Here is a 12,227-nt window from a genome sequence, read left to right as displayed (position 1 = left end):
GGGATATGAAAATTCAACCAATGTTACATACACAGCCATTTGGAGCAATTCAGTCAATTGGTGCACCGAAAACTTCGGAAACTTCTGTAGCTCCGGGAAAAAAGTTTATTGATTTATTGGAAGATATGAATCAAACGCAAAATAATGCGCAAACAGCAGTATATGATTTATTAACAAAAGGGGTAGGAGAAACACATGACGTTTTAATTCAGCAAAAAAAAGCTGAATCTCAAATGAAAACGGCTGCTCTCGTACGTGATAATCTTATTGAAAATTATAAGTCACTAATTAATATGCAAATTTAGGAAAGTGGACGGGTGTGTTTAAATGGAAAAGATAAAAAATGTTATCCAATCGTTAAAAACGTGGCATAAGTTAGTAATCGGTGCTGCGCTTTTAGCGGTTGTAACAGGAGCACTTTTATACTTCACCTTGCCAGATAAATATGTTGTTGTATATCAAAATTTAAATGATGCAGATAAGCAAGAGATTACAGCAGAATTATCGAAGTTAGGTGTCGATTACCAATTAGCGGCCGATGGTTCAATTCGTGTGCAAAAGAATGATGCTCCATGGGTTCGAAAAGAAATGAATGGAATGGGCTTACCGTTTAATTCTAAGAGCGGCGAGGAAATATTATTAGAAAGCTCGCTCGGGTCAAGTGAGCAAGATAAAAAAATGAAGCAAATTGTCGGTACGAAAAAACAATTGGAGCAAGATATTGTACGAAATTTTGCGACGGTTGAAACGGCAAATGTTCAAATTACATTACCTGAAAAAGAAACAATTTTTGATGAAGAAAAAGCAAAGGGAACAGCGGCGATTACTGTTGGTGTGAAGCGTGGACAATTATTAACAGCTGATCAAGTTGCTGGTATACAGCAAATGATTAGTGCGGCAGTTCCTGGCGTGAAAGCAGAAGAAGTAAGTGTTATTGATAGTAAAAAAGGTATCATCTCAAAAGGAGCAGATGAAGCGCATTCTAACAGTTCCTCTTCTTATGAAAAAGAAGTAGAGATGCAGCATCAAATTGAAGGTAAGTTAAAGCAAGATATTGACGCAACGTTAATGACGATGTTTAAGTCAAATGAATATAAAGTAAATACGAAAGTTTCTGTAAACTACGATGAGGTTACACGTCAATCAGAAAAATATGGTGATAAAGGTGTGCTTCGTAGTAAACAAGAGCAAGAGGAAAGCTCTACTGCACAAGAAGGAGCAGATACGAAGCAAGGTGCTGGTATTACAGCGAACGGTGACGTGCCAAACTACGGTACGAACAATAATCAAAACGGTAAAGTTGTCTATGATAATAAAAATGGTAACAAAATTGAAAACTATGAAATAGATAAAACAGTTGAAACAATTAAGAAACATCCAGAATTAACGAAAACAAATGTTGTTGTATGGGTAGATAATGATACGTTAGTAAAAAGAAAAATTGATATGACGACTTTCAAAGAAGCGATTGGCACAGCAGCTGGGCTTCAAGTTGATCCGAATGGAAACTTTACAAACGGTCAAGTTAACGTTGTAACTGTTCAGTTCGACCAGCCGAAAGTTGAAAAAGAGAAAGAGCCGGAAAAAAGTGGTATGAACTGGTGGTTATTCGGTGGAATTACAGCTGGCTTGTTAGCACTAATTGGTCTAGTATGGTTCTTCTTAGCAAGACGTAAGAAAAAGAGAGAAGAAGAGGAATATGAAGAATACTTAGCCGAAGAGGAAATTGCCGCAAGTAATGAAAGTATTCTGGAAATTCCTGAAGAAAAAATAGTGCCAGAGCCAACACCGGAACCAGAAGGACCGAAAGAACCAACGTTAGATGATCAAGTGCAGGAAGCTACGAAAGAACATGTAGAAGGTACTGCAAAAGTAATTAAAAAATGGTTAAACGGACAGTAAGGGAGGAACAACGATGTTAGATGAAATCTCCTCCAAAGAAAAAGCTGCCATCCTCATTCGTACATTAGACGAAGGGGTGGCAGCAAAAGTCATTGAATATATGACAGCTGAGGAAAAAGAAGTATTACTTCGTGAAATTGCGAAGTTTCGTGTATATAAACCAGAAACGTTAGAAAATGTGCTAGGGGAGTTCTTATATGAATTAAATGTAAAAGAATTAAACTTAGTCACTCCAGATAAGGAGTACATTCGTCGCATATTTAAAAACATGCCCGAAGACGAGCTGGAAAAATTATTGGAAGATCTTTGGTATAACAAAGATAATCCGTTTGAGTTCTTAAATTCACTTACAGATTTAGAACCACTTCTTACAGTGCTCAATGATGAATCACCACAGACGATTGCGATAATTGCTTCTTACATTAAACCGCAACTTGCTTCTCAATTAATTGAGAGATTGCCAGATCATAAACGAGTAGAGACGGTAATGGGTATTGCAAAACTAGAACAAGTTGATGGTGAATTAATTAATCAAATTGGTGAGTTGTTAAAAGCGAAATTAAATAATATGGCATTTAGTGCAATTAATAAAACAGATGGCTTGAAAACGATCGTGAACATTTTAAATAATGTTTCACGAGGTGTTGAAAAAACAGTCTTTCAAAAGCTGGATGAAGTCGATTATGAGTTATCTGAGAAAATTAAAGAAAATATGTTTGTCTTTGAAGATTTACTTGGTCTTGAAGATCTTGCGCTTCGCCGTGTATTGGAAGAAATTTCAGATAACGGTGTTCTTGCGAAAGCACTTAAAATTGCAAAAGAAGAAATTAAAGAGAAATTATTTACATGTATGTCTTCAAACCGTAAAGAGATGATTCTAGAAGAATTAGATGGCTTAGGACCGCTTAAGATGACGGATGCTGAAAAAGCGCAGCAAACGATTACAGGTACAGTTAAAAAGCTAGAAAAAGAAGGAAGAATTATCGTTCAAAGAGGTGAAGGGGATGTCCTTATTTAAAAACAGAATTCCGAAGAATTCTGTTTCTTTTTCTGAAGAAACGTATGAATTACAATTTCCAAAACCAGCTTCAGTCCAAATAGAAGAGGAAGAATTACAAGCTGATCATGCAGAGCTTCGCGCCCAGCAAGAATCATTACATATGGAAATGAATCAGTTAAGACAAGGGCAGCAAATGCTAGAACGAGAGCGTCAGCAGCTAGTACAAGATAAAGAACAATTTCAAATGCATATTCATGAACAAATGGAACAGATGGAAGTAGCACGTATGCAGTTTCAAAAAGAACAACAGGAAACAGCATACGAATGGACAGAGTTATTGTGGGATCAATCTTTTCATCTAGCAGAAAAAATCGTAAACCAAGCGGTAGATTCGCGATTACTTGATGTGTTACCAATTTTAACTGGCATCGTTCAAACGTTGCCTACTTCATTTGAAAAATTAATAATAACAGTACATCCAGAAACGTTTGAACGTATTCAAGAAGAGAAGGAAAATACGAAAGAGTATTGGTTACTACAATTAGTAGAATGGAAATATGATTTCTCCCTGCAGTTCGGTGAATTTGTTTTGGAGGAAGAGAAAGAGTTTTTTGAATTTAAATTTGCACCTATATTTGCGAAGCTTCGTCAGAAATGGGAAGAAGAGAAGTTGTTTGAGGAGCAAAATGTATGAACAACAAGCTCATAAATGAACAGAATAAGTGGAATACGTTTATCGACACACCGTTTTATACGAAAATTGGTAAAGTTCATAGTGTACAAGAACAGTTTTTCGTAGCGAAAGGGCCGAAAGCAAAAATTGGCGATGTTTGTTTCGTTGGAGAACATAATGTTTTATGTGAAGTAATTGCGATTGAAAAAGAGAATAATATGTTACTCCCATTTGGACAGACAGAAAAAGTATGTTACGGGGATTCAGTTACATTAATTGCAGAAGATGTTGTTGTACCTCGTGGTGATCATTTACTTGGAAAGGTGTTAAGTGCGAATGGTGAAGTGTTAAATGAGAACGCTGAAAACATTCCACTACAGAAAATAAAATTAGATGCCCCCCCTATTCATGCATTTGAGCGTGAAGAGATTACTGATGTATTTGAAACGGGAATAAAATCAATTGATTCTATGCTAACAATTGGTATCGGTCAAAAGATTGGTATTTTCGCTGGATCAGGTGTTGGTAAATCTACTTTACTTGGAATGATTGCAAAAAATGCAAAAGCTGATATTAACGTTATTAGTTTAGTAGGAGAACGTGGCCGAGAAGTAAAAGACTTTATTCGAAAAGAATTAGGCGAGGAAGGTATGAGGAAAAGCGTTGTTGTTGTAGCGACGTCAGATGAAAGCCATCTGATGCAACTTCGCGCGGCAAAGCTTGCCACATCCATTGCTGAATATTTCCGTGATCAAGGCAATAACGTACTACTCATGATGGATTCAGTTACTCGTTTTGCTGATGCGCGCCGAAGTGTTGATATTGCAGTGAAAGAGTTACCGATTGGTGGTAAAACACTGTTAATGGAAAGTTATATGAAGAAGTTGTTAGAGCGATCCGGTAAAACACAAAAAGGATCTATAACAGGTATTTATACCGTACTCGTTGATGGAGACGATTTAAACGGTCCTGTACCAGATTTAGCACGTGGTATTTTAGATGGACATATTGTATTAAAGCGTGAGCTTGCTACGCTTAGTCATTATCCTGCCATTTCAGTGTTAGATTCAGTAAGTAGGATTATGGAAGAAATTGTGTCGCCTAACCATTGGCAACTTGCAAATGAAATGAGAAAAATCTTATCTATTTATAAAGAAAATGAATTGTACTTTAAATTAGGGACGATTCAAGAAAATGAAGAAAATGCTTATATTTTTGAATGTAAAAATAAAGTAGAAGATATAAATACGTTTTTAAAGCAAGGTCGATCGGATAGTTTCCAATTTGATGATATCGTTCAAGCGATACACCATATAGTATAAGGCCTCTACTAAAGGGGTCTTATTTTTTTGTTTTTTAATATTTCACAGATTTTTTTGGAAAAAAACTATATAATAGAAAAAGAGAGCGTTATAATAGGAAGGGGCTATGAAAACAGGTGGATAAACAGCAGTACGACACGATAAAATTGCAAATAAATCAAGAAAAAGAACATATTTTAAAAGAAGTGTCCGAACTAACAGCTGAAAAAAGAAAAATAGAACAAAAAAAAGAATATGATTTATACGTTGTGAAATCACGTAGCAAAGTCGTACAAACTGGTCAACGTATTATGGCTGGCATGCTTTCTTCACATACGTTTTCACCTGAAAGAATAGAAGAATGGAATCGAAAAATTAAAAAAACAGAAGGTTTTATTCAAAAAAATGAAAGCCTTTTAGAGCAAGTAAAAGAAAAAGAACGTGTCATTGATGAAATGTATCAAGAAGATTGTAAGAAGCTTGCAAAAGTGCAAGAAAAGCTAGAAGAAAAAATGCTTCTTGATTTAAAAATGTGTATGAATGGATGAGGTGAATGTAGTGATACAGTCTGTATTACCGGTGCAACAAAGTTTACCTCCGCAAAAAGAAAAAGGGCTAGAAATACAATCGAAAAATGAAAATTCTTCATTTGATCGTACGTTGAGAATGGAAAATAAACAGCAGCCGAAAACGGAGAAAACGAAACGAGAAGAAGCACCAAAAGAAGAGAAAAAAGAATATAATCTTTCTAAACCATCGGTAACGAAAGAAGAACCAAGTGTAAAGAAAGAAGAAAAAAAAGAGACAGAACAGTTGTTATTAGCTGTATCTGAGCAAATGGTTGCAATTGAGCAATTACGTGTGCAACCAGAATTGTTATATCAATACATACAAAAAATACAAGAGCTGTATAAAGAATATGGAAATATAAAACTTAACGAATTACCCGCAGGTGAATTACAACAATTACAAGAGCTCCTTTCAAATATGAATATTAAAAATGCTATATGTTTAGAAGATACAATGCAAATGGTGTTAGACAAAGTGAAGATGCCAGAGCAAATGATGCAGGCTTTGAAAGTTGTAGAGACAGAAACTTGTAATATTGCAAAAAAACAAGAAGAGTCTAAAGATGTAGATCTTCTGAAATCAGAGAGCGATGATGTGAAGGTAGAGTTGCCAGAAGTCGATTCGTTAAGTGATTCGAGTTCCACGGGTGCGGAGTTATTAAATAAAGCGACGAGTACTGATCAAATCGGAAAATCAAATAGTGGCGCTGAGAAGGTTACATTACCTGACTTAGGAAAGAAAATGGAAGCGCAAGTAGAAGCATTGCAAAAATTTGTAGTGAAACAAGAACGTGTTTTATTCCAGCTAAATCCAGAAAAATTTGGAACGTTAACTGTATTTATGAAAAAGCATGGCGACCAAATTGATGTGCATGTAGAAATGGAAAAACACGATGCAAAAAAACGTGTTGAAATCATTTTTGATGAATTGAGGCTAAAGCTAAAAGAAAAAGAAATTAATATTCAAATTAGCTATTCGGATAAAGATGAAAACCGTAAAGAACAGCGAGAACAAGAACAAAGACAAAAGCAGAAATTAGCAAGTACGCAACATGAGAAACAACAATCAAAAGAATTTGCGGGATTATTGGAGGAATAAAGCGTGCCAACAGTTGGGTTAAATACAACGAGTACAAATCATATTCCGTTACAAGCAGGAGCGCAAGCAAAAAACGCATCTGTGAATGGTGTACAATCGCCAGTTCAACAAACAAACGGAGTTTCAGCAGGAGCACAAAAGACTCCTGGGGTAATGGGGAAAGATGACTTCCTAAAATTGTTTTTATCAAGTTTCCAACATCAAGATCCATTTAATGCAATGGATATGAATCAAATGATGAACCAGACAGCGCAGTTATCTCTTATGGAGCAAGTGCAAAATATGACAAAAGCAGTTGACTCTTTAAGAACGACGATGTATTCGACAGCGCTTGATGGCGGTATGAAGTTTTTAGGGAAGTACGTAAGAGGTGTTGACGGCGACGGAAACAAAGTAACTGGTCAAGTAGAGACGGTTCGCCTTGCAGAGAATAATGATGTACAGCTCATTATTAATAATAAAGTCGTATCTCTTCGTTTCGTTGAGAGAGTGTCTGATAAACCGATTGGAGAAACGAATCCAGAGGATGTCAAGAAAGAAGAGCAAAAAACAACTGAAGAAGTAAAAACTACAAATTCATGAGGAGTGTCCATACGTTATGATTAAAGCGTTATATACAAGTATTACAGGAATGAATGCAACACAAAATGCATTAAGTGTAACTTCAAATAATATTGCTAATGCACAAACAGTTGGTTATAAAAAACAAAAAGCAATGTTTGATGATTTACTATATAACAATTCGATTGGTGCAAAAGGTGACGGTAAATACGCAGGAACGAATCCGAAAAGTATTGGTAACGGTGTGAAAATGAGTGGTACGGTTACAGATTATAGTGATGGTACAATTACGTTAACTGGTGGTAAAACACAAGCAGCAATGGAAGGTAATGGTTTCTTCGTTGTAGGTGATTCAAAAGGCGGAAATATGGAATTTACTCGTAAAGGTACGTTTGGGATATCCTCAGATTACTATATTACGAATACTGAAGGTCAATATGTATTTGCATATCCTGCAAATGAAGCAACTGGTGAAGTTGATTTATCTGGAATCCCAGGACCGTTGCAAATTCCAATGGGAACAGCAATTGGTGGTATTCGAACATCGAAAGGGACAATTAAAGGGAATATTCCAACTGGTGAAAAACAAATTACACAAGATTTACCTGTATATGATAATGCGGGGAATACATGGACAATGCGTGTAGAGTTTAAACAAACGAGCGAACATAATTATACATATAAAGTACAGATGCGTAATGACTCGAAAAAAGAAACAGAGTTTAAGGATGTTCAAGGTGCAGGTGGTAATATGACATTTGATGCTGTTGGAAACCCTAATCCGAAAGAGCAAAGAGCCAATATTCCATTTGATGGCGGCTCTATAAATTTAGACTTAAGTCATTTAACAAACCATCCAACAGATAAAACATTATCAGTAACAGACGTAGATGGTAGAGCAGCAGCGACGGTTAAAGATTGCTTCATTGCTGACGGTGGATATGTAATGGTAAAATATTCTGATGGAAGTATGAAATCTGCTGGCCAATTAGCTGTTGCGATGTTCCCGAACGAAGGCGGTCTAATGAAAACAGGTAATGGTAACTATACAGCGACGAATACAACAGGTATTTTAGCACTTGGTGCATCTGGTCAAAACGGTGCAGGTAAAGTACGTGGTGGCGCGCAAGAAGGGGCCAACGTAGATTTATCTGTTGAGTTCGTTGACTTAATGCTGTATCAACGTGGATTCCAAGGAAATGCGAAAGTAATTAAAGTGTCAGATGAAGTATTAAATGAAGTTGTAAACTTAATTCGATAATATATTATAAAGAAAACTTGTAATGTAGTAGAAAGGGTTTTTTATTCGTATGACAAGACAAGAGCGAGTTTTACAATTGCCTTTTTTCGAAAATAAACGTGAACTTGCCGAGCAAGTGCTAAAAATGGAACGAGAAGAGCATGTATATTTACCGGATCAATTTGAAATTAAGCAAGTGCCTCCGTATTCATTTGGTGAAAAGGAAGCCATCATTGGCCGTATTCATGAGTTTTATTTCGTAAGTGTTGGTAGTGATGGAGTTTGGAAGTATCAACTGTTTAAGGACGAGATGAAGTGCCGTGAGTTTTTTGTTACGTTATCAGGGATAACGGATCAGCAAATTGCGTTTTGGTTCAATAATATCGAGTTGTTGAAAAACTCTTAAAAGCACTTAAAAGCTCTTTTTTAGGGTTGGATAGTGGATCCAGCAATGTTTTGGAGCGGTTAGTACCTAATAGAGTCTCGACAGGTGTGTAAGGACAGGGATATGGAGAGTTACTAATGTAGTTTAAGCTGTGGTAAGCGAAGTGTAGTTATAGTATGGGTCATATCTTTGGTCCTGAGGGGCTTGGAGATGTAAAAATAGAGCTATGGAAGGGTACTGGTATGGTTGGGGATGAGATAATCGTTTCGTAGCAGGAGAGTGCCTTTTGGATAGTTTGTGCTGATACATTTTTATAAAAGGAGAGGTGAGGAGGATGGCGCAGAATAAGTATCGCGTTACATTCATTTCGCCAAGTGAGGTTGAGCAGCGGACTGTAATGGCGGCGAGTAGTTTGCCAGATCTAATTCGTAAAGTAGAGAGTATTATCGCAGATCCGAACGGTTATTTTGTGAATGATAAAAAAAATAATTGCTATTTTAAAGTAATTAAAGAAAATGTTGCGTTTATTCAATACGAGCTACTATTTTCGGATAAGGAAATTCATATTGAAAAATTAAAACATATAGCGCCGGCTATATTAAAACAATTATTTAAAAAAATAAACGATCCAGAACTATATGCACTCGCGTTACTTGATGTTGATATAGCGACGAAACAATATGTACTCGAAGAAATGAATCAAGAGTTAAGAATGAGAGTAGAAACGGAACTTTCAAAAAAATGGGAAGCAATGCCGACAGAAATTGTAGGGGCACAAGAAGTGTTATTAGAGGCACTTGCTTCATTTATACAAGATTAAGCGTAAATAAATTGTTCGACTATCTATATTTTTCATATAGGTAGTTGACTTTTTCTCTTTTATAAAGCTTAATAATTAAATATACGGAATTAATAGAAGGGGAGCGACACCTTTATGTCACAAGCACAAAGTATTTTATTAGAAAGTGGAACAAATGAATTAGAGATTGTCACATATACTGTTGGTGAAAATCTATTTAGTATCAATGTAATGAAAGTACGTGAAATCATTAATCCATTCCCTGTTACAACTGTGCCAGAATCTCATCATGCAGTTGAAGGTGTTGTTCAAGTACGTGGTGAAATTTTACCTGTTATTAACTTAGCAACGGCTCTTAATTTAAAATCAACAAAGCCACTTGATCAAACGAAATTCATCATCTCAGAATTAAACCAAATGAAAGTTATTTTCCGCGTTGACGAAGTACATCGTATTCAACGTATTTCATGGGAACAAATTGATGAACCAGCTTCCTTATCAATGGGACTAGAAGAAACGACATCTGGCATTGTAAAACTAGATGGGAAAATTATTTTACTATTAGACTATGAAAAAATTGTATGTGAAATTAGCGGTACTGGTTATGACAATAAATCACTTTCAGGCTTAGAACAAAAAACAGATCGTGCTGAAAAAGTTATTTATATTGCAGAAGATTCAGCAATGCTTCGCCAAATACTAGAAGAAACTTTATCATCAGCTGGATATACGAAAATGAACTTCTTCAGCAATGGTGCGGAAGCATTAGCACAAATTGAAAAATTAGCGAAAGAGCAAGGGGAAAAAATGTTTGAACACATTCACTTGCTAATTACTGATATTGAAATGCCAAAAATGGATGGACATCATTTAACGAAAGTAGTTAAGGATGGTGAAATAATGAATCGTTTACCGGTCATTATTTTCTCTTCATTAATTACAAATGAATTATTCCATAAAGGTGAAGCTGTAGGAGCAAATGCTCAAGTAAGTAAGCCAGATATTCAAGAGTTAATTGGCTTAGTTGATAAGTTAGTGTTGTAAAAGAGTTTTAAAAAGCGTTTTTTTTGCTGGAATAGAACCTCTAGCGAAGTTTGGAAGCGGTCAGTGCCTAATAGAGTTCTGTACGATGTGAGACCAGAGATATGGAGTGGTTTCACATAAGCAGGAAAAGAGAGTCATTGAGATAGTTATAGAAGAGGCGGTGTACAAATCTTTTCTATTTAGCTGGAATAGAGGAGCTAGCCATTATAGTAGTACTGGCTAGCTTCTTTTTAGTATTCTATACTCTGTACAGGTAGAAGGAGTATTTGTGGTTGTAAGAATAGTCTCTATTTCGAGATTTTCAATTGGTTTAATTAATAAGCAGCGTTTTTTTGTTTAAAAATATAAGAGAACATATTTTGGTTTATGTTAGTAATATTTCGTGGTAGCGCAAACTTTTTCGGTGAAAATATATTAAAAATACCATATAATATAATTATATGTAATTAATATGTATAATTGCATATTAATTAAAAAATACTCTTTCTTTTTTACACTTTCCATACGTTTTTGTATGTTAATTATTTGACAGACAATTTCGAAATGTTATAATATGGATATGTAAAAATTGCTATTTCTTAAAAGACATGGGAGTCAGATGAGAATTGTGAAAGGATGAGGGGGAGTGGCACAGATTATGTATCACCACACAGCAATCAATGTATTAAAACTTTTACAAAACATGTCAAATAATAAAATGAATGATATGAAATTAGAAACGGAATTTAAAAAAATAGAGAAACAATTCCGAGTGGAGTATGAAGAGTTAGTCGATTTATATAATAGAATGGTTTTATTCCAAATAGATATAGAAAAACATGGCGGTATGCGAGCTTATGAAAAATCAACAATTACATGGCTGAAGTCTGAGCTAGAGTTACTGTATGAAGTGTATCAATTTTGTCAACGTCACGGTTTAAACATTTTAAATATTTCAAAATACGTTAGTAAAAATGAACTAAATCTTTTTCCGAAAACAGAAAGTCAATTGCAAAATACGTATTATAAATTGAAAAAACGTGAAATACCGTTTGAAAATATTGAAAAACAAAAACCAGGACGAAAGCGAAAATATACACCCGTAAAAGAACAAATCGTTGAAATGAAAAAAGAAAACAAGCAAGAAGTAAGAAAAGAAGTTCAAAATACAGAGAATGAAAAAAGTCTTGTAACAGTTATATCTGGTATCGTTGATAATTTTGAAACAATTAGTCAATGTAGTGAAAGAAAAGAAGATGAACTCCATCAGTTTATGGAAGGCATTTATAAGCTTTCAAGCATGGCTGCTGGGCGTTCGGAAAATGAAAAGGATGTACGTGGTCTTGAAAGCGAATTGCATGTATTACGAGCTGAAAATGAAAGACTAAAGCGAGAAAAGGAAGAGCTTGTTCATGATATAAAAGAAATGACGCATCATTTAATTCATTTCATTACGAGCTCTGATATCGATCAAATTCGCACATTGCCTTACTTCGTAAAAGAATGTAAACAAGATTTGCATAAATTAGGGTTATATAACGCACAAGACGGGAAAATGAAAATTATGGTTGATCGTAGTGGACAAGTTATGACTGTAACACAGTAATAAAATTTGGGTACAAAATAAAAGGGAGATACATAGTTTATATGTATTTCCCTTTTGTTTTGTGTGGAA

The 12,227-nt window shown here is 35.2% G+C and carries 13 protein-coding genes; all 13 read left to right on the top strand.

Translation table 11 applies throughout. From position 1 onward, the window contains the following. Window positions 1–5 precede the first annotated feature (5 nt). Entirely contained in the window at window positions 6–305 is a 300-nt protein-coding gene (gene fliE / locus A6J74_RS08585; RefSeq protein ID WP_000701668.1) for a flagellar hook-basal body complex protein FliE, read from the top strand. Window positions 306–327: 22 nt separating this feature from the next. Then, the gene (locus A6J74_RS08580; RefSeq protein ID WP_000411360.1) at window positions 328–1,902 is read left to right on the top strand and encodes a flagellar M-ring protein FliF C-terminal domain-containing protein; all 1,575 of its coding nucleotides are present in this window, start codon (window positions 328–330) and stop codon (window positions 1,900–1,902) included. 13 nt (window positions 1,903–1,915) lie between these two features. Continuing rightward, on the top strand, window positions 1,916–2,920 hold the full coding sequence (gene fliG, locus A6J74_RS08575; RefSeq protein WP_000883355.1) for a flagellar motor switch protein FliG: 1,005 nt from the start codon (window positions 1,916–1,918) through the stop codon (window positions 2,918–2,920). Beyond that, the gene (locus A6J74_RS08570) at window positions 2,907–3,596 is read left to right on the top strand and encodes a FliH/SctL family protein (protein WP_000051701.1); all 690 of its coding nucleotides are present in this window, start codon (window positions 2,907–2,909) and stop codon (window positions 3,594–3,596) included. The genes fliG and A6J74_RS08570 overlap by 14 nt, the downstream gene beginning before the upstream one ends. Continuing rightward, the gene (gene fliI / locus A6J74_RS08565) at window positions 3,593–4,897 is read left to right on the top strand and encodes a flagellar protein export ATPase FliI (protein ID WP_001060540.1); all 1,305 of its coding nucleotides are present in this window, start codon (window positions 3,593–3,595) and stop codon (window positions 4,895–4,897) included. Before A6J74_RS08570 ends, fliI begins: the two co-directional genes overlap by 4 nt. Window positions 4,898–5,013: 116 nt before the next feature. Next, window positions 5,014–5,424: a hypothetical protein gene (locus A6J74_RS08560; RefSeq protein ID WP_000360853.1), complete on the top strand. Its 411-nt coding sequence runs from the start codon at window positions 5,014–5,016 to the stop codon at window positions 5,422–5,424. Window positions 5,425–5,434: 10 nt separating this feature from the next. Then, entirely contained in the window at window positions 5,435–6,544 is a 1,110-nt protein-coding gene (locus A6J74_RS08555; RefSeq protein WP_000616448.1) for a flagellar hook-length control protein FliK, read from the top strand. Window positions 6,545–6,547: 3 nt separating this feature from the next. Continuing rightward, the gene (locus tag A6J74_RS08550; RefSeq protein WP_001143458.1) at window positions 6,548–7,126 is read left to right on the top strand and encodes a flagellar hook assembly protein FlgD; all 579 of its coding nucleotides are present in this window, start codon (window positions 6,548–6,550) and stop codon (window positions 7,124–7,126) included. 16 nt (window positions 7,127–7,142) lie between these two features. Continuing rightward, window positions 7,143–8,366 carry a flagellar hook protein FlgE gene (locus tag A6J74_RS08545; protein WP_000588325.1) on the top strand — a complete coding sequence of 408 codons (1,224 nt, stop codon included), beginning with the start codon at window positions 7,143–7,145 and terminating at the stop codon, window positions 8,364–8,366. A 49-nt stretch (window positions 8,367–8,415) separates the two neighbouring features. Then, window positions 8,416–8,751 (top strand): DUF3964 family protein, encoded by a 336-nt coding sequence (locus A6J74_RS08540; protein WP_000198188.1) that lies wholly within the window; start codon window positions 8,416–8,418, stop codon window positions 8,749–8,751. Window positions 8,752–9,064: 313 nt separating this feature from the next. After that, complete coding sequence (locus A6J74_RS08535; RefSeq protein WP_000068315.1) at window positions 9,065–9,550, top strand: hypothetical protein; 486 nt, start codon at window positions 9,065–9,067, stop codon at window positions 9,548–9,550. A gap of 114 nt (window positions 9,551–9,664) precedes the next feature. Beyond that, the gene (locus A6J74_RS08530) at window positions 9,665–10,573 is read left to right on the top strand and encodes a chemotaxis protein (RefSeq protein WP_000075949.1); all 909 of its coding nucleotides are present in this window, start codon (window positions 9,665–9,667) and stop codon (window positions 10,571–10,573) included. Between the two features lie 637 nt (window positions 10,574–11,210). After that, window positions 11,211–12,158 carry a DNA-binding domain-containing protein gene (locus A6J74_RS08525; protein WP_000274704.1) on the top strand — a complete coding sequence of 316 codons (948 nt, stop codon included), beginning with the start codon at window positions 11,211–11,213 and terminating at the stop codon, window positions 12,156–12,158. Window positions 12,159–12,227 lie beyond the last annotated feature (69 nt).

This window comes from Bacillus sp. FDAARGOS_235, from assembly GCF_002073415.2.
Classification (GTDB): Bacteria; Bacillota; Bacilli; order Bacillales; family Bacillaceae_G; genus Bacillus_A; species Bacillus_A toyonensis.
The sequence above is the reverse complement of the archived record's forward strand: the minus strand, read 5'-3'. Positions and strand labels throughout refer to the sequence as shown.

Excerpts from the sequence above, each read along its gene's own strand:
- A6J74_RS08540 (WP_000198188.1), top strand. The coding sequence starts at position 8,416 with ATGACAAGACAAGAGCGAGTTTTACAATTGCCTTTTTTCGAAAATAAA.
- A6J74_RS08530 (WP_000075949.1), top strand. The coding sequence starts at position 9,665 with ATGTCACAAGCACAAAGTATTTTATTAGAAAGTGGAACAAATGAATTA.
- A6J74_RS08545 (WP_000588325.1), top strand. The coding sequence starts at position 7,143 with ATGATTAAAGCGTTATATACAAGTATTACAGGAATGAATGCAACACAA.
- fliI (WP_001060540.1), top strand. The coding sequence starts at position 3,593 with ATGAACAACAAGCTCATAAATGAACAGAATAAGTGGAATACGTTTATC.
- fliG (WP_000883355.1), top strand. The coding sequence starts at position 1,916 with ATGTTAGATGAAATCTCCTCCAAAGAAAAAGCTGCCATCCTCATTCGT.
- A6J74_RS08580 (WP_000411360.1), top strand. The coding sequence starts at position 328 with ATGGAAAAGATAAAAAATGTTATCCAATCGTTAAAAACGTGGCATAAG.
- fliE (WP_000701668.1), top strand. The coding sequence starts at position 6 with ATGAAAATTCAACCAATGTTACATACACAGCCATTTGGAGCAATTCAG.
- A6J74_RS08535 (WP_000068315.1), top strand. The coding sequence starts at position 9,065 with ATGGCGCAGAATAAGTATCGCGTTACATTCATTTCGCCAAGTGAGGTT.
- A6J74_RS08570 (WP_000051701.1), top strand. The coding sequence starts at position 2,907 with ATGTCCTTATTTAAAAACAGAATTCCGAAGAATTCTGTTTCTTTTTCT.
- A6J74_RS08525 (WP_000274704.1), top strand. The coding sequence starts at position 11,211 with ATGTATCACCACACAGCAATCAATGTATTAAAACTTTTACAAAACATG.